This is a genomic window from Curtobacterium sp. MCBA15_001, assembly GCF_001864835.1.
GTDB lineage: Bacteria > Actinomycetota > Actinomycetes > Actinomycetales > Microbacteriaceae > Curtobacterium.
The window spans coordinates 16,026-32,687 of sequence record NZ_MJGI01000003.1 but is presented as its reverse complement, the minus strand read 5'-3'; the positions used below and the strand labels follow the sequence as shown (position 1 = coordinate 32,687).

At 71.5% G+C, this 16,662-nt stretch carries 15 protein-coding genes; 10 read left to right on the top strand and 5 right to left on the bottom strand.

The features are described from left to right. Nucleotides 1–3 precede the first annotated feature (3 nt). Nucleotides 4–1,386, bottom strand: coding sequence for a serine hydrolase (locus BIU90_RS00780; RefSeq protein ID WP_071298346.1), 1,383 nt, complete (start codon nt 1,384–1,386; stop codon nt 4–6). A gap of 88 nt (nt 1,387–1,474) precedes the next feature. Here BIU90_RS00780 and BIU90_RS00775 point away from each other — a divergent pair, with 88 nt between their 5' ends. From BIU90_RS00775 to nadE, 5 genes are all read left to right on the top strand, one after another. After that, entirely contained in the window at nt 1,475–2,614 is a 1,140-nt protein-coding gene (locus BIU90_RS00775) for an AI-2E family transporter (RefSeq protein ID WP_071298345.1), read from the top strand. A 402-nt stretch (nt 2,615–3,016) separates the two neighbouring features. After that, entirely contained in the window at nt 3,017–3,907 is an 891-nt protein-coding gene (locus BIU90_RS00770) for a choice-of-anchor G family protein (RefSeq protein ID WP_071298344.1), read from the top strand. A 167-nt stretch (nt 3,908–4,074) separates the two neighbouring features. Next, nucleotides 4,075–5,124, top strand: coding sequence for a hypothetical protein (locus BIU90_RS00765; protein ID WP_071298343.1), 1,050 nt, complete (start codon nt 4,075–4,077; stop codon nt 5,122–5,124). A gap of 124 nt (nt 5,125–5,248) precedes the next feature. Next, the gene (locus BIU90_RS18510; protein WP_175470097.1) at nt 5,249–5,416 is read left to right on the top strand and encodes a hypothetical protein; all 168 of its coding nucleotides are present in this window, start codon (nt 5,249–5,251) and stop codon (nt 5,414–5,416) included. Nucleotides 5,417–5,468: 52 nt separating this feature from the next. Continuing rightward, on the top strand, nt 5,469–6,290 hold the full coding sequence (gene nadE, locus BIU90_RS00760) for an ammonia-dependent NAD(+) synthetase (RefSeq protein ID WP_071298342.1): 822 nt from the start codon (nt 5,469–5,471) through the stop codon (nt 6,288–6,290). Between the two features lie 92 nt (nt 6,291–6,382). Here nadE and BIU90_RS00755 read toward each other — a convergent pair whose 3' ends face one another. Next, nucleotides 6,383–7,081 carry an SDR family oxidoreductase gene (locus BIU90_RS00755; protein WP_071298341.1) on the bottom strand — a complete coding sequence of 233 codons (699 nt, stop codon included), beginning with the start codon at nt 7,079–7,081 and terminating at the stop codon, nt 6,383–6,385. Between the two features lie 93 nt (nt 7,082–7,174). On the opposite strand from BIU90_RS00755, the gene BIU90_RS00750 reads away from it, so the two are divergent. Further along, nucleotides 7,175–7,753: a TetR/AcrR family transcriptional regulator gene (locus BIU90_RS00750; protein WP_071298340.1), complete on the top strand. Its 579-nt coding sequence runs from the start codon at nt 7,175–7,177 to the stop codon at nt 7,751–7,753. 38 nt (nt 7,754–7,791) lie between these two features. Here BIU90_RS00750 and BIU90_RS00745 read toward each other — a convergent pair whose 3' ends face one another. The 3 genes from BIU90_RS00745 to BIU90_RS00735 form a co-directional block, all read right to left on the bottom strand. After that, on the bottom strand, nt 7,792–9,156 hold the full coding sequence (locus BIU90_RS00745) for an NtaA/DmoA family FMN-dependent monooxygenase (RefSeq protein ID WP_071298339.1): 1,365 nt from the start codon (nt 9,154–9,156) through the stop codon (nt 7,792–7,794). A 54-nt stretch (nt 9,157–9,210) separates the two neighbouring features. Then, nucleotides 9,211–9,741, bottom strand: a complete 531-nt coding sequence (locus BIU90_RS00740; protein ID WP_071298338.1) for a hypothetical protein — start codon at nt 9,739–9,741, stop codon at nt 9,211–9,213. 71 nt (nt 9,742–9,812) lie between these two features. Beyond that, a complete protein-coding gene (locus BIU90_RS00735; RefSeq protein ID WP_071298337.1) occupies nt 9,813–10,751 on the bottom strand; it encodes a phosphotransferase family protein in 939 nt (312 codons plus the stop codon). 234 nt (nt 10,752–10,985) lie between these two features. On the opposite strand from BIU90_RS00735, the gene BIU90_RS00730 reads away from it, so the two are divergent. The 4 genes from BIU90_RS00730 (at nt 10,986) to BIU90_RS00715 (ending at nt 16,619) form a co-directional block, all read left to right on the top strand. Further along, nucleotides 10,986–13,061, top strand: coding sequence for an MDR family MFS transporter (locus BIU90_RS00730; RefSeq protein ID WP_083403588.1), 2,076 nt, complete (start codon nt 10,986–10,988; stop codon nt 13,059–13,061). A gap of 64 nt (nt 13,062–13,125) precedes the next feature. Continuing rightward, entirely contained in the window at nt 13,126–13,710 is a 585-nt protein-coding gene (locus tag BIU90_RS00725; protein WP_071298335.1) for a TetR/AcrR family transcriptional regulator, read from the top strand. Nucleotides 13,711–13,961: 251 nt separating this feature from the next. Continuing rightward, on the top strand, nt 13,962–15,302 hold the full coding sequence (locus BIU90_RS00720; protein WP_071298334.1) for an enolase C-terminal domain-like protein: 1,341 nt from the start codon (nt 13,962–13,964) through the stop codon (nt 15,300–15,302). Between the two features lie 81 nt (nt 15,303–15,383). Next, nucleotides 15,384–16,619 carry an ABC transporter substrate-binding protein gene (locus tag BIU90_RS00715; RefSeq protein WP_254786895.1) on the top strand — a complete coding sequence of 412 codons (1,236 nt, stop codon included), beginning with the start codon at nt 15,384–15,386 and terminating at the stop codon, nt 16,617–16,619. The last annotated feature ends 43 nt before the right edge of the window (nt 16,620–16,662 follow it).

Genomic DNA, 16,662 nt, shown 5'->3' with positions numbered 1-16,662 from the left:
GGCTCAGGCGGGGCGGTGCAGCGTGGAGATCCGGTCGTGCAGCGGCTCGGTCTGCCAGCGTGCACCGAAGGTCCCTGCGTCCGGGTCGCAGCGCACCCAGAGCAGGTGTGGGGTGTCGACGAACCGCACGGCCACGAGGACCCGTCCGTCGGACTGGACCGCGGCGCTCGCGGCGGTCGCACCGGAGACCGCCCACGACCCCTCGCCGAGCGGAGCCCGCACGGGCGAGCCGTCCTGGGTCAGGGTCGCGGACCAGCCGTCACCGTCGCGCTCCAGCACCACGGTGTCCAGGCCAGGGACCGCGGTCCGGTCGGCGACCGTGAAGGTGACCCGGTCCTCCCGGACGGCGGTGCCGAGCCGCTCCCCGTCCACCGGCGGCAGCGCCAGGTGGGCCGTGACCTCGGCGAGGGCGTCGTCGTCGACCGGACCGTTGCCGTCGATGGCCGGCAGCAGGTGGGCCCAGACGGCGTCGAGCACCGCCTGCATGTCGAGGCTCTGCCCGGTGATCGCGAGGACCACGTCGTGCTCGGGCAGGACGACGCAGAACTGGCCGTAGGCGCCGTCGCCGCGGAACCCGTGCCGGGCCATCCAGAACTGGTAGCCGTAGCCCTGACGCCAGTCGGGGTTCTCCTCGTCGGGGTTCTCGACCTGGGTGCGGGTGGCTGCCGCGACCCAGTCCTCGTCGAGGATCCGCTCGCCGTCCCAGACGCCCCGCTGCAGGTACAGCTGGCCGAGCTTCGCGACCGACTCCGTCGTCGCGTAGCAGCCGGAGAACCCGAGCTCGCCGCGGCCGTCCCGCTTCCACGAGACCTGCTCGATGCCGAGCGGGTCGAACAGCCGCGGACGCAGGTACTCGACCAGCGTCGTGCCGCTCACGCGACGGACGACCTCGGCGAGCGTGTAGGTGCAGGGCTGGTTGTAGGCGAAGACGGTGCCTGGGTCCTGGTCCGGGGGCAGCAGCAGGAAGCCGCGGACGATGTCGTCCGGGTCGATCGCCCGTGCACGCTCGAGGGTCTCCTCGTGGTGGCCGCTCGCCATCGCCAGGATGTTCCGCAATGTCATCGACCGGCTGCGGGGGTCGGTGACCTCGGCGTCGAGCTCCGGGAAGTGGCTGATGACGGTGCTGTCGAGGTCGAGCAGCCCCTCGCGCGCGGCGATCCCCACCGCGGCCGCCGTGAAGCTCTTGCTCAGCGAGTACAGCAGGTGCGGGCGCTCGGCCGAGTACGGGGCCCACCAGCCCTCGGCGGCGACCTGGCCGTGCCGGAGCAGCACGAAGCCGTGCGGTTCCACGTCGGTCGTGGTCTCGAGGGCACGGACGAGGGAGCTGACCCCGGTCGCGTCGATGCCGAGGGCGGACGGGGTGCTGCGCGGGAACGTCGTCGTCACACCGTGAGCGTAACCACCCGCACCCTGTCATCATCGACAGGAGCGTCCGCTTCCGCACCGCGCCGCCGTCATGACGACAAGGATCCGCATGCCCTTCTTCACTCCGTCCGCCCTCACCCCGAGCGACGCCCCGGCGTCCGGAGCGCGGAAGGCGTGGGCCGACGCGTTCGGCGGACTGGCGACCCGGTGCCTGCAGGTCATCATCGTGCTGGTCGTCGTGATCGGCATCGTCTACGCGGCGTCGACGATCAGCGTCGTGACGATCCCGGTGCTCATCGCGCTCATCATCGCCTCGGCGATGCACCCGGTCGTGTCCTGGCTGCGGAGGCACCACGTGCCGTCCCTGGTCGCGACGCTCGCCGTCCTGCTCGGGGTGCTCGCGGTGCTGGCCCTGGTCGGGTGGCTCATCGTCGTCGCGGTCGAGAACCAGTGGTCCGACCTGCAGGCATCCGCGGTCGACGGCTTCCAGCAGCTCCAGGGATGGGTCACGTCGCTGCCGTTCTCGATCTCGGACCAGCAGATCGACGACGCCACGAAGGGCGTGACCGACTTCGTCACGAGCGCGCAGTTCGGGTCCGGGGCGCTCGCCGGGGCATCCGCCACCGCGAACTTCCTGACCGGGCTGGTCCTGATGATCGTCGTGCTGTTCTTCTTCCTCAAGGACGGTCCGAAGATCTGGGAGTTCCTGCTCCGGCCGTTCACGGGCGCCCGGTACGCCCGCGCTCGCCGCGTGGGTGACCGGGTGGTCTCGACCCTCGGCGGCTACGTCCGCGGCACGGCGACCGTCGCCGCGGTCGACGCGATCGGCATCGGTGTCGGCATCGCGATCGTCGGGGTGCCGCTCGCACTGCCCCTCGCCGTCGTCGTGTTCATCACCGCGTTCATCCCGATCGTCGGTGCGACCGCGGCCGGGGTCCTCGCCGCGCTGGTCGCCCTCGTGACGCTCGGCCCGGTGCAGGCGCTCATCGTGATCGGCATCGTCGTCCTGGTCAACCAGCTCGAGGGCAACCTGCTCCAGCCGGTGCTCATGGGCCGGACGCTGCAGCTGCACGGCCTCGTGATCCTGGTCGGCCTGACCGCCGGCACCGTGCTCGCCGGCATCACCGGCGCCGTCATGTCCGTCCCGCTGCTCGCGGCGGCGTGGGGCGCGGTCCAGGTCTGGGACGGTCCGGACACCCCGGCCAAGCCGTGGCGGCAGAAGCGTTCCGAAGAGGTCGGGGCCCGCTGACCGGACAAGCCCCCGAACAGGGGTATCGCCCTTCCCCGGGGAGTCCCTTGTAGATTGCACAGCAACCGGATCCGGTCCCCACAACGGTGGACAGGGCCGGCCGACACGGTCTCACCATCCGTGTCCGACAGCGCGACACTGATGTCGCGCCGTCCCGGGAGGATCAGGGATGTCACGCCCACGGACCGAGCGAGCGCAGCACGCGCCCCGCTCCGTCGGCGAGCCGCGCGGATCCGTGCGGCGTGACGTCACCGGGGGAGGTCGCGCCGACTAGTCCGACGAGCGCACGCCCGCGCATCCCAGACATCCGGGAACCGCCTCACCAGCGGTCCCGTCGGATCCCTCGTTCACCACGGGGGATGGATCAGCGGCGGACCAGGTCCGCCGGAGGAAGAGGCATCGATGCCACGCACTGCACTCCGTCTCGCGCTCCGCGCCGGGGCGACCGCCACCGTCGCGGCCGTCGTCATCGGCGGCGCCGCACTCCCAGCGAACGCGGCCACCGCGGACGCGACCCAGGCCGAGGGTCGGCTCGTCGCCGGCAGCGGCTCCGTCGACCTGGACACGATCGCGGCCCTGGCCGGGTCCTTCGCGGCCACCGCTCCCGGAGGGGTGGCGGCGTCCGAGACGGACCCGCTCGACCTCGCCGTGCTGGACACCGTCGGGGTGCAGGTGCCCGGGGGCATCCAGCTGCTCGGCGCCAACGGCCTGGTCGACGTGGGCGTCGCCGGCCAGGTCGCCTCGACGACCACCACGGGCGCGCTGGCTGCTGCCGGCGCCGTCGGTGGGGACGGCGCGATCCAGGTCGGGTCGGCAGTGCCGGGCACCGGCGCCTCGATCGACCTCGGTCCGCTCGTCGCCGGCCTCGGAGCCCAGGACGTCGTCAGCGACGTGGCCGTCGGGTTCGGAGCGCTCTCGTCGCGCGCCGAGGCACAGCGGACCTTCACCGGCGCCACGACGACGACCGACTACCAGGTCGCCGGGGCCCAGGTTCGGCTCGTCAGCCCGGCCGTCCAGGCCCTGGTCGCCGACCTCGACACCGCGCTCGGCACGTCGAGCGACACCCTGAACGGCCTGCTCGGCGAGGACGGCGTCACCGACGGTGCGGTCGCGGCCCTGACCGGCCCGCTGACCACTGCGCTCAACGGACTCGGCCTCGGTGCGCTGACCGTCTCCGACACCACCGCGCAGGTCACGGCGGACGTCGACCTGCAGCAGGCGCTCGCAGCGGCGACGCAGCAGCCTCTGACCTCGGGCGCGTCACGCTCGACCTGTCCACGGGCACGGTCCTGATCGACCTCGGGCAGCTCTACACGCTCAACGACCTACCGGCGGACACGACGCTGCTGCAGGACGCCACCGTCAACGCACAGATCACCGGGGCGCTGTCGGACATCCTGACGACGCAGCTGCCGGACCTGCTCACGGCGAGCATCACCGACGTCCTGGACGCCGCCGCCGTGCAGGTGCAGCTCTCGTCCGGCGTCACCGCGCTGGGCATCCCGGCCGCGACCGTCGACCTGACCGTCGACACCACCGTCGGGCAGCTGCTCGGCACCGGTGCCGGCACGCCGACCCTGACGGTCGCGGGCGATGGCCTCGTCGGCCCGGCGGTCGGCCTCCTCGACGCGGCGCTGCAGCCGCTCCTGGCGACGACCCTGGTACCGGCACTCGTCGCCGGCGTGGGTGAAGTGCTCGGTGGTGACGTCGTGCAGGACACCGTCGCGACGCTGCTGACCACCGTCACCGAGACGGTGACCGCACTCCAGCCGCTGCTGGCGACCGTGAACCAGCTCGTCAGCATCACGCTGAACTCGCAGACCGCGCCGCGCTTCACCGAGCCGACCGCGGACGCCACCGGGGCCACGACGGTGCGGGCCGTGCGCCTGCAGCTGCTGCCGGCCGCCGACCTGGCGACCGTCGACCTGGCGAGCTCGACCGTGCAGGCGGACCCGTTCGCCGGCATCACGATCACCGACCCGGAGGACGGCACCGAGATCCCCGTCGCCACGGACGACGACACCGTGGACGTCCCCGTCGTGGGCACCGCGGAGCCCGGCGCCACGGTCGACGTGACGCTCGACGGCGGGACGCCGGTCAGCACCACCGCGGACGGCACCGGCTCGTGGACCGTGACGTTCCCAGCGGTCGGCACGGGTGACCACGTCGCATCGGCGACCGAGACGATCGGTGGGCTCACCAGTGGGCCGGTGGCCGTCGGCTTCGTCGTCGTCGCCGACCCGGGGACCCCGGGCACGCCCGGAACACCCGGAACGCCCGGAACGCCGGGCGCCCCGGGTGCGCCTGGTGCCGATGGCCCCGCCGGGCCGCAGGGACCGGCCGGGCTGGCCGGCCAGGTCGGACCCGTCGGGAACGGCACCGGTCTGACCGGTGGCGGGACCCTCGCCTACACCGGCGCTGAGGGCATGGGGATGCTCCTGCTCGTCGCCGGTCTGCTGCTCGCCGCCGGTGGTGGGACGTTCGTCCTGCGCCGGGTGCGACGCGGCTGAGTGACCGGGCGGTGCGACGGGCGTTCGGGCGCCCGCCGCACCGCCTCGCCGGTCGCCACCACCGCGCTGACGCCACCGACGAACGACCACACCGACGAACGACCACGAGAACGACAGGACCACCGTGCACACCCACGACACGCACCCCCACGACCGCATCGCCGGCCCCGTCCACGCCGAGCGCTTCCGGCTCCTGACGACCCCCGGCGAGACGCTGCACGTCGTCTGCCGGTGCGCCATCGGCGTCGACCACGACAACACCGTCGCGCCACTGGGCGCACCGCGCACCTGACGGCCCGCTCGGTGTCCTGACACCGGAGGGCACTGCGAGGGATACTGGAGCGGTGCGCGAACAGCAGGCGGCCATCGCCGCGGAACTCAACGTCCAGCCCGACATCGACCCGGCCCACGAGGTCGAACGTCGCGTCGCCTTCCTGCGCGACTACCTGCTGACCACCGGTGCGAAGGGCCTCGTCCTCGCGATCAGCGGTGGTCAGGACTCGTCCCTCGCCGGGCGCCTGTGCCAGCTCGCGATCGAGTCGCTGCGGGCGGACGGGCACGACGCCACGTTCACCACGGTGCGGATGCCGTACCGCGTGCAGGCGGACGAGGACGACGCCCAGCTCGCGCTGCGCTTCATCGCCGCGGCACCCGGCATCACGGTCAACATCGAGCACGGGGTCGACGGGGTCGTCCGTGACACGCTCGAGTCGGGCGTCGAGCTGAGTGACTTCGTCAAGGGCAACGTCAAGGCCCGGATGCGCATGGTCGCCCAGTACGCGGTCGCCGGGCAGCAGGGTCTGCTGGTCGTCGGCACGGACCACGCGGCCGAGGCCGTGACCGGCTTCTTCACGAAGTACGGCGACGGCGGCGTCGACCTGACACCGCTCACCGGCCTGACGAAGAGCCAGGGCCGCCAGCTCCTCGAGCACCTCGGGGCGCCGGCCCGCCTGTACGAGAAGGCCCCGACCGCGGACCTGCTCGACGACCTGCCCGGACAGACCGACGAGGCCAACCTCGGCATGCAGTACGCCGAGATCGACGCCTACCTGCAGGGGCGCGACGTGCCGGTCGAGGTCGCCGAGGCGATCGAGGCCCGCTACCACGCCACGGAGCACAAGCGGCAGGTCCCGGCGACGCCCTTCGATGCCTGGTGGCGTTCCTGACGGACCGTCCCGTCTGACGGTCCGTACCGACTGACGGACAGGAGGCCCGGTGCCAGCTGGCACCGGGCCTTCCGTCCGTCAGGGTGGGCGCCTCAGGCGCCGAGCGCTGCGTACCGGTCGGCCAGTGACGCGCCGAGACCGGCTCGCACCGCGCGCGTCAGTTCGTCGGCGAGCACCTCGGGCTCGCCCTGTTCGAGGCCGTCGAACACGGCCGTGACGACCTGCTCGGGGGTGTTCTTCGGGGCGTCGACTCCGTCGGTCATCGGGGTGTCGGTGTAGCCGAGGTAGGCCCCGACGACCTGGACCCCGTCGCCCGCGAGCTCCATCCGGGTGGAGTCCGTCGCGGACCAGAGCCCGGCCTTCGAGACGCCGTACGCGCCGCTGCCGGCGAGCCAGCTGAGCACCGAGGCGACGTTGACGACGGCACCGTGCGCGCGTCGCAGGGCGGGGGCGAACGCGCGGGTCACCAGCAGCGGTCCGATCAGGTTGGTCTCGATCTGGGCGCGGACGTCCTCCAGCGGGCCGTCGACGAGTCCGCCCGGGCGCAGCTGTCCGGCGTTGTTGACGACGACGGTGACGTCGGCTGCCTCGGACGCTGCGAGGGCGACCGATGCCTCGTCGGCGACGTCGAGGACGAGCGGGACGACGCGGGCGTCGTCCCAGTCGCGAGGTCGGCGTGCTGCGGCGTACACCTTCGTCGCGCCGCGCTTCAGGGCCTGGCGGACGAACTCGGTACCGAGTCCGCCGTTCGCTCCGGTGACCAGGACGATCTGTCCGGCGAGTGTGGTCATGGTGGGTTCCTTCCGTCGGGGCATCCGGCGATGCTGCTGTGGAGGTCAGCAAAACGACCGGTCGTCTCATTCCCGGAGTGCGAAGATCGGTGCATGCCGAAACCGAGCCTGCGCGATGCCATCGTGGATGCCGCCCTGGTCGAGTTCCACCAGCACGGGTACGCCGGCACCGGGGTCGCCGCGATCACCGGGGCTGCCGGTGCACCGAAGGGCTCCTTCTACAACCACTTCCGGTCCAAGGCCGACCTGGCCCGCGAGGTCGCGGACCGGTTCGCTGCGGCATCGCCGATCGACGTGCTCGATGACGACTCCGTGCCGCGGGCGCTCGACCGGATCACCCGGTACTTCGACGTCATGCTCGACCGCCTGGCCGGGATCGACTTCCGGTACGGCTGCCTGCTCGGCAACCTGGCCGTCGACACCGCCACGGACGAACCCGCGGTGGCCGCCCACGTCGACGGGCTGTTCGACGAGTGGGTCGACCGGCTGGCGAGTGCGGTCCGGCAGGCGCAGGCGCAGGGCGACGTCGGCGCCGACCGGGACCCCGACCTCCTCGGCGCGCAGCTGGTCGACCTCTGGGAGGGTGCGGCGCTGCGGGCCAAGGCGCGGCGGGACGGTGACGTCACGCGCCGCGTCGTGACGGACGGGGTGCGTCGGCTGCTCGTCGGGTGAGCGGCGGCCAGCGGGTGCGGCTCGTCGGGCGGGGCCGGTCAGGCGGGGACGGTCGTGCGGCGGTGTGCGGCGGCCGGGTGCGACCCCGGGAGCCGAGCGGAGCCTCCCGTCACGCGCTCGCGCAGGGTCTCGCCGTCGGTGTACCGCTCGGGCAGACGCCCACGCTCGCGCAGCAGCGGGGTGACGTGCGTGCCGAAGTCGCGCACGGTGTCGAACGAGTGGTACTGCCGCAGGTTGATGCCGTCGATCCCGTCGTCGTCCAGCCAGCCCTCGATCTGCTCGGTGACCGCCTCGGGCACGCCGGCGGCCCAGAACGCACCGTGCCAGGCCTCGTCCACCCGGTCGAGCAGCTCGCCGACGGTGGCGTCGAGCGCGACGCGGCCGACCAGTCGCTCACCGCCTGCGACCCCCTCCGCCTCGAGGGCGTCCCGCACCGTGCGGCTCCGCGGGTGCGACAGGGCGTCGAAGGGGACGCTCCCGTGCACGAGTGGACCCTCCTCACTGGCGAAGGCCCGGTACTGCGCGACCTTGTCCTCGACCTCGCGCTGGGTCGGTGCCGTGATCACCGCGGCCTGCGTGACGAACCGGACGTCGTCGCGGTCACGTCCTGCCGACGCCGCGGCGTCACGGACGGCATCGGCGGTCCGTTGCACGCCGTGCCCGCCGGTGAAGACCACCTCGGCGTGGCGTCCAGCGCGGGCGATGCCGGCGGGGGAGCCGGTCGCCAGGAAGAGCGTCGGGGTGCGCTGCCGTGACGGCTCGGAGAGGTGCGGGCCAGCGACGCTGAAGTGCGGTCCGACGTGGTCGATCGGGTGCACCTTCGTCGGGTCGGTGTACACACCCTGGTCGGCGTCACGGAGCACGGCGTCGTCCTCCCACGAGCCCTCCCACAGCTGGTAGACGACGTCGAGGTACTCGTCGGCGATCTCGTACCGGGTGTCGTGTGGGATCTCCGTGGCGAGCCCGAAGTTGCGTGCGGCGTTCGGCAGGTAGCTCGTGACGACGTTCCAGCCGACCCGGCCGTTCGTCAGGTGGTCGAGCGTCGACATCCGGCGGGCGAACGCGAACGGCGGCTCGTAGCTGGTCGAGGCCGTGATGCCGAAGCCGAGGTGCTCGGTGACCGCCGCCATCGCCGGGACGACCAGCATCGGGTCGTTGTTCGGGATCTGCAGTCCCTCGCGCAGTGCCGGCGCGGGGGAGCCGCCGTACACGTCGTAGGCGCCGAGGACGTCGGCGATGAACACCGCATCGAACTGGCCGGCCTCGGCGGTCCGGGCCAACTCGGTCCAGTAGCGGATGTCCGTGTAGCGGTGCCGGTTGTTGCCCGGCAGGCGCCACAGGCCGTGGGTGATGTGCCCCACGCAGTTCATCTCGAAGACGTTGAGCAGCAGTCGCTTCGGCATGGCGGCAACGCTACGGAACGTCCGCCGACGCGTGCTCGTTCGTGACCGCGTGTGTCAGCGTTCGTCGGACCCCGGGCGTCGGTGCTCGTCTGAGCCGCGACCGCGACCCTCGTCGGCGGTGTCCTCGGTGTCGCGGCGGGTGTCCTCGCTCGACCGCTGGCGTTGGTCGTCCGAGGCGCGGCGCTGTTCGTGGTGCGGTGCGTCCTTGTCGTGCTGTTCCGGCAGCCCCGCGGCGAGCTCTGCCTCGTTCCGGTCGCGGTCCGCCGCCATCCGCTCCTGCCACACGATGCTGCGGGCAGCGCCCTCGAGCACCTCGTCGACCGGCCGACCGGTCTGTGCGGCGAGTGCCCCGCTCAGGCCCGCGGTGAGCGTGCCGCCGGCGGACGCGAGTCGCTGGACGACCTCTTCCTGCCGGTCGGTGAGCGGTTGGTCGACCATGCCGTCGACGGTCTCGCGGATGTTCTCCTCGCTGGCGTCGAGAGCGGACTCGTCACCGGAGTGCAGCGCTGCTGCCTCACCGACAACGACGAGTCCGAGACGTGCGGCGTCCTCTTCGGGACGGTGGCTTGCGTGCTCGTCGTTCATTGGCTGGACCGTACGCGCGGGACCAGCGCGCTTCCTGGACAGATGGGGGACCGGAGCTCGTCCTCCGCGGATCAGTTCCGGCCCCCGCGTCGCTGCAGCCAGGCCGCCGCGGCCAGCCCCTCCGCGCGCTGGAAGGCCCGGTTCGTGGGCATGGCCGGCGGCGCGGGCATCGCGGCCTTCTCGAGGAACATGCCCGCGAGGCCGGCGAGCACCGCGTCGACCGAGTCCGACGACAGCCCGGCGAACACCGGGTGCGAGGACAGGTGGTGCTCCACGTCGACGTCCTCGCCCCGGACGAGCGTGTCGAGCAGGTAGGTCAGCGGGTCGAGCCAGTGCGCGCCGATGCCGGCCCACGGCCAGTCGACCACCCAGACGACACCGTCCTGGTCGACCAGCAGGTTGTCCGCCCGGCAGTCCAGGTGCACCAGGTGCTCGCCGTCGACCGCTGCTGCGGCAGTCCGCGCCGCCACCGCGAACGCTGGTGCGTCCCGAGCCACCTCGGCGGGGACGACGTCCGGGAGGCCGTCCGCCAGCATCCGGTCCCACGCCGCGATTTCCGGGGCGAGGTCCGGCCCCGCGTGCGGCAGGTCGGCGAGGTCCCCGGTGGCACGGGGCAGCGTGTGCAGCGCGTCGAGGACAGCGGTGACGTCGGAGCCGTCCCGGGCGAGGCCGGGGTGGTGTCCCTCGACGTCGTCGAGGACCAGCGCGATCCAGCGGTCACCGTCGACGTCGGCGGTGAGCGCCGCCCGGAGCCGGGGTGCCTGCACGCCGGACGGCAGCGCGGACACGACCCGGGCCTCCCGTTCGTGGAAGGCGAACCCGTCCGGGTTCCGCGCGCGCGAGAGGGTCTTCACGAACGCCCGGATGCCGGTCTCGGTGACCACCCGGTCGGCACCGCCGGGGGAGTACCCACCGGGTTGCGACGTCGCGCCGACCACCCTGCCCCCGAGCACGTCCTCGACCTTCGTCCGGAGCTCGACCGGTACGTCCCCCCACGTCGTCCTCACCATGACGACCGACCGTAGCGGACGACTTGCTGAAGGAGCACTCACGAACCTGCGGTGATGGCAAGATTGCGTTGCCCGCAACACTGCTCGTGATGTAAAGTTGCAGCGTCTGCAAAGAGGCGGACCGCACTCCACACGAACCGCTCTGAAGGACTCCCCATGTCAACAGCCACCGCACCCGTCGAGGTGTCGCGCGGGCGATCGGCAGCATCGGCGACCACGCCGGGCAAGCCGATCATGTCGCACCGCCAGATCCTGCTGGTCATCTACGGCCTGATGGCCGGGATGTTCCTGTCCTCGCTCGACCAGACGATCGTCGGCACCGCGATCCGCACCATCGGTGACGACCTGCACGGGCTCGACCAGCAGGCCTGGGTCACCACGGCGTACCTCATCGCCAGCACCATCACCACGCCGATCTACGGCAAGCTCTCCGACGTCTTCGGACGCCGGCCGCTCTACATCTTCGGCATCGCGGTGTTCATCATCGGCTCGCTGCTGTCCACGATGTCGACGTCGATGGTCATGCTCGCGGCGTTCCGCGCCTTCCAGGGCATCGGTGCCGGCGCGCTGATGTCGCTGCCGCTGGCGATCATGGGCGACATCCTCGCCCCGCGTGAGCGTGCCAAGTACCAGGGGTACTTCCTCGCCGTGTTCGGCATCTCGAGCGTCATCGGCCCGCTCATCGGCGGCCTGTTCGCCGGCGCGTCGAGCATCCTCGGCATCACCGGCTGGCGCTGGGTCTTCCTGGTGAACGTGCCGATCGGCGTGGGTGCCCTGCTCATGGTCATCGCGTTCCTGCACCTGCCGAAGTTCGGTGACGCCAAGTCGAAGCCGCGCATCGACTGGTGGGGTGCGACCTCGGTCATCGCCACGCTGGTGCCGCTGCTGCTCGTCGCCGAACAGGGCCGCACGTGGGGCTGGGGTTCCGCCGGCGCGATCGCCTGCTACGTGATCGGTGCCGTGGGCCTGGTCACCTTCCTGGTCGTCGAGACGCTCATGAAGGACGACGCGATCATCCCGCTCAAGCTGTTCCGCTCGGGTGTGTTCTCGATGGCGACGGTGCTCGGCTTCCTGGTCGGCTTCGCGATGTTCGGCGCCATGCTGACCATCCCGCTGTACCTGCAGATCGTCACCGGTCTGACGCCCACCGAGTCGGGCTTCGCGACCCTGCCGATGATCGGCGGGCTGATGATCGCCTCGATCGCGTCCGGCCAGATCGTCGCCCGCACGGGCCGCTACCGGATCTTCCCGGTCATCGGCACGGCGCTGGTGTCGCTCGGGTACGTCGTGCTGACGTTCATGACGATCGACAAGCCGCTCTGGTTCCTGATGGTCGGCATGTTCCTGATCGGCCTCGGGCTGGGGCAGCTCATGCAGAGCATCACCCTGGCGTCGCAGAACTCGGTGCAGCCGCGTGACATGGGTGTGGCCACGTCGTCGGCGACCTTCTTCCGCCAGATCGGTGGCACACTCGGCACCGCCGTGCTGCTCTCGATCCTGTTCTCGGTGATGCCGGCGAACATCCTCAGCGCCACCGCCGACAAGGGCAACCTGACGGACGGCCTCGACGCTGCGCTCAACCCGACCGTCGCGTCGGCGAAGGCGAACCAGGGCGTCATGGACCAGATCTGGACCCCGATCGTCACCCCGATCAAGCAGCAGGTGTCCGAAGGGCTGGCGTCCGGCACCACGGCCGCCAAGCAGGCAGCCGACCAGGCTGTCACGCAGCAGGTCACCGCTGCCGTGCAGACGCAGGTCGCCGCCGGCACCGTCCCCGCAGCGGCCGCACAGTCGGTCATCGACCAGCAGGTCGCCGCAGCCACCCCGTCCGCCGAGGCCTCCGCGCTCGCCGCCGCGGCCGACAAGGCGCACGCCACCGTCCAGGACGGCACCCTCGTCGTCGACTGGTCGAACGCGTCCGACCGGCAGTACTACGTCGACCAGGTCGTCCCGTCGATCGTCAAGCAGCTCGACAAGGGCACCGGGTCGTCGTCGAGCTCGAGCGCCGACACCAGCGACACGTCGTTCCTGAACGGCGCCGCACCGGCGCTGACCCGCCCGTTCATGTCCGGGTTCAACACCTCGGCCGTGACCGTCTACTGGGTCGGCTTCGGCGTGATCCTGCTGGCGTTCGTCCTCAGCTGGTTCTTCAAGGCGCCGCCGCTCCGCAAGAGCTCGGCCCTGCAGGAACAGGCCGACGCTGACGGCACCGCCGACGACCTCGAGGTCCAGGCCGTGTCCGCCGCGAACACGATGGGCTCGCCCACGGCGCCGTCCACCGGTTCGATCCCCGTCCAGCGCACGCGCTGACGACCAGCACCCTCGGGGCCTCCCACACCAGGTGGGAGGCCCCGACCCGCACCAGGAGCACCCCGTGAGCAGCATCACCGAACCGGACCTCGAGACCTGCGGCCTCCGGGAGCGCAAGAAGCAGCGCACCCGCCAGGCCATCCACGCCTCGGCGCTCCGACTCGTCACGGACCGCGGGCTCGCGGGCGTCACGGTCGAGGAGATCTGCGACGACGCGGGCGTCTCCCCGCGCACGTTCTTCAACTACTTCCCGTCGAAGGGGAACGCGGCGCTCGGCCTGCCGACCGTCAGTGTCCCCGCCGATGCACGCGCGGCCTTCGTCGCTGCGACCGGCTCGGTGGTCGCCGATCTGTGCGACCTGGTGGCTGGGACCCTCGAGCTGCCGGCGGACCGGGCGCGGATGAAGGTCCTGCTGCGCGCTCGGCCCGAGATGGTCCCGACGATGCTGCAGTGGATGGCCGACGCGCGGGTCGCGGTGCACCAGGTGGCGTGCGAGCGCACGGATGCCGACACCGCCCGGACCGCCGTCACGCTGGTCATGGCAGCGGTCATCGAGACCGCGCACCGGGCGACGGTCGGCTCGTCGGAGGAGTTCGCCGCCCGCGTCCGCGCGGTCGTGCGCGAGATGGGCGTGCTCGCCGCCTCCTGATCCGGCGGCGGTCGCGCGCAGTGCCGGACGGGAGGCGCGGGTCCAGCCGCCCCGCGCCTCCCGTCCGGCTCGTCGTGCGTCCCGGACCGCGCGCGTTCCGTCCTCCCGCGCGCGTTCCGGCCCCGGAAGTCATCGGACGCTTACGCTGCAGAATCCGCGCAATCGTCACGAAAGAAGTGCTTGACGCGGTAGACATCCGATGTTTTGATTGCCTCGTTCGGTCGACGGTGACCGGACGGGCAGGAGCAACGATGAGCCGCATCACCGGTCTGCGGGTCCGCGACATCCGGTTCCCCACCTCGCGGGAACACGACGGATCCGACGCGATGAACCCCGACCCCGACTACTCCGCCGCCTACGTCGAGGTGACCACCGACGCCCTCGACGGCCACAGCGGCTCGGCGTTCGTCTTCACGATCGGCCGTGGCAACGAGGTGCAGGAGGCAGCGATCGCCGCCCTCCGCGGGCACGTCGTCGGCCGGGACGCCGAGGCGCTGCTGGCGGACATGGGCGGCACGTGGCGGAGCATGGTCCACGACTCGCAGCTGCGGTGGCTCGGTCCCGAGAAGGGCGTGATGCACATGGCGATCGGCGCCGTGGTGAACGCGCTGTGGGACCTCCGCGCCAAGCGTGCCGGGCAGCCGCTCTGGGCGCTGCTGGCCGGCATGACCCCCGAGGACCTCGTCGAGCTCGTCGACTTCCGGTACCTGACCGACGCCATTACCCCGGACGAAGCGCTGGAGCTGCTCCGCCGCGCCGAACCCCTGCGTGCCGAACGCCGCCGGAAGCTCGAGCAGCTCGGGTACCCGGCGTACACGACCACCCCCGGCTGGCTCGGCTACGACGACGACAAGCTCGCCCGCCTGTGCCGCGAGGCCGTCGAGGAGGGCTTCACCCAGATCAAGCTCAAGGTCGGCGGCGACGTCGACGAGGACGTCCGACGTCTGAGCATCGCGCGCGACGTCGTCGGCCCGGACATCCGCATCGCGATCGACGCGAACCAGCGGTGGGACGTCGACGCAGCCGTGGCGTGGGTCGACCGGCTGCGGGAGTTCGACATCGCCTGGGTCGAGGAACCGACCAGCCCGGACGACGTCCTCGGCCACGCCGAGATCGCCCGCCGGATCGCCCCGATCCCGGTGGCGACGGGCGAGCACATGGCGAACCGGGTGATCGCGAAGCAGCTCATCCAGGCGGACGCCATGCGGGTGCTGCAGATCGACGCCACCCGGGTCGCCGGCGTCAACGAGAACATCGCGATCCTGCTGCTGGCGGCCAAGCACGGCGTCCGGGTCTGCCCGCACGCCGGCGGTGTGGGCCTGTGCGAGGCGGTGCAGCACCTGTCGATGTTCGACGCGGTCGCACTCACCGGCGAACTCGAGGGGCGCTACATCGAGTTCGTCGACCACCTGCACGAGCACTTCGTGACCCCGGTCGACGTGCACGGCGGCCGGTACTGGCCCCCGACCGCCCCCGGAGCCGGTACCGAGATGCTCGCCGACTCCCTCGACACGTACACCTACCCCGACGGCCCGGTCTGGGCGGCGGCCTCGGCGGCCGACCCGGTCCGCGACGCGATCCGCGTCGCCTGAGCCGGCGCGGACACCAGCGCACCCCCGACCCGCCTGAACACCCCCGACACATCCCAGCACCACGACGAAGTGGAGACACCGATGCAACGACGTTTCATCGCGGGGCTCGCGGCAGCAGCTGCCGCGACCCTCGTGCTGACAGGCTGTTCCTCCGGCAGCAGTGCCAACGGCAGCCAGTCCAAGGACTCGATGACCTGGTCCATGTGGATCGCCGGGAAAGAGGACCAGGCCGCCTGGCAGAAGGTCGCCGACACCGTGAAGAGCGAGGACGGCATCACCCTGAAGATCCAGGGCGCCCCGTTCGAGAACTACTTCACCAAGCTCAGCACGCAGCTGAGCACCGGCAGCGCCCAGTGCGTCGTCAGCATGCAGTCCCTGCGTGCTGCGAACTACACCGAGTCGCTCCTGCCGCTCGACGACCTGGCGAAGAAGGACGGCACCGACCTGTCCGCCTTCGACAGCACCGCGCTCGACGGCATGAAGGTCGACGGCAAGCTCTACGGCCTGCCCTACGACACCGGCCCCATCATGATGTTCTACAACAAGGACCTCTTCAAGCAGGCCGGCGTCGCCGACCCGGAGCCGGGCTGGACGACCGACCAGTTCGAGCAGGCCGGCGCGGCGCTCAAGGACAAGGGCATCACCGAGTTCGGCTCGACCGTGAGCGACCTGAACCTCGAGTCGATGATCTACGGCTACAACGGCGGCCGCGTGATCACCTCCGGCGGCAAGATCGACGCGACGGACAGCAAGTTCGCCGACGGCCTGGACTGGCTCAGCACCCTGGTGAAGAAGGGCTACGCCTCGCAGGCGTCGTCCGACTCGTCGCAGTCGAGCAACGACTTCGCCGCCGGCAAGGTCGCGATGTACACCGACGGTCCGTGGTCGCTCATCAGCCAGAAGGCCAAGGTCAAGTTCGACCTCGGCGTCACGACGCTGCCGTCCGGCACGTCCGGCCCGTCGACGTTCGCCGCCGGTTCCGGCTTCGGTGTCTCGAAGCAGTGCAAGTACCCGGAGCAGGCGTTCAAGGCCGTCCAGACGATGACGAGCGAGAAGGTCCTGACCTCGCTCGCCGAGCAGGGTCGTGCCTTCCCGGGTCGCACCGCGGCACAGGCCTCGTGGTACTCCAGCGCCGGCATCCCCGGGGCCGAGGACGCGCTCAAGGCCGCGCTGGCGAAGTCGTCGCCGCTGCTCGGCAACAAGCAGAGCGACCAGCTGTCGCAGCTGTTCACGCAGTACGCCCTGCAGGCGGTGAACGGGCAGTCCACCGGCAAGGAGACCATGTCCTCCATCGCCGGCCAGCTCGGCACGCAGTAACCAGCGCACCACCCGTCGGACTGGAGGCGCGGGTCGACCCCGC

Excerpts from the sequence above, each read along its gene's own strand:
- BIU90_RS00775 (WP_071298345.1), top strand. The coding sequence starts at position 1,475 with ATGCCCTTCTTCACTCCGTCCGCCCTCACCCCGAGCGACGCCCCGGCG.
- BIU90_RS00770 (WP_071298344.1), top strand. The coding sequence starts at position 3,017 with ATGCCACGCACTGCACTCCGTCTCGCGCTCCGCGCCGGGGCGACCGCC.
- BIU90_RS00755 (WP_071298341.1), bottom strand. The coding sequence starts at position 7,081 with ATGACCACACTCGCCGGACAGATCGTCCTGGTCACCGGAGCGAACGGC.
- BIU90_RS00750 (WP_071298340.1), top strand. The coding sequence starts at position 7,175 with ATGCCGAAACCGAGCCTGCGCGATGCCATCGTGGATGCCGCCCTGGTC.
- BIU90_RS00745 (WP_071298339.1), bottom strand. The coding sequence starts at position 9,156 with ATGCCGAAGCGACTGCTGCTCAACGTCTTCGAGATGAACTGCGTGGGG.
- BIU90_RS00740 (WP_071298338.1), bottom strand. The coding sequence starts at position 9,741 with ATGAACGACGAGCACGCAAGCCACCGTCCCGAAGAGGACGCCGCACGT.
- BIU90_RS00735 (WP_071298337.1), bottom strand. The coding sequence starts at position 10,751 with ATGGTGAGGACGACGTGGGGGGACGTACCGGTCGAGCTCCGGACGAAG.
- BIU90_RS00730 (WP_083403588.1), top strand. The coding sequence starts at position 10,986 with ATGTCGCACCGCCAGATCCTGCTGGTCATCTACGGCCTGATGGCCGGG.
- BIU90_RS00720 (WP_071298334.1), top strand. The coding sequence starts at position 13,962 with ATGAGCCGCATCACCGGTCTGCGGGTCCGCGACATCCGGTTCCCCACC.
- BIU90_RS00715 (WP_254786895.1), top strand. The coding sequence starts at position 15,384 with ATGCAACGACGTTTCATCGCGGGGCTCGCGGCAGCAGCTGCCGCGACC.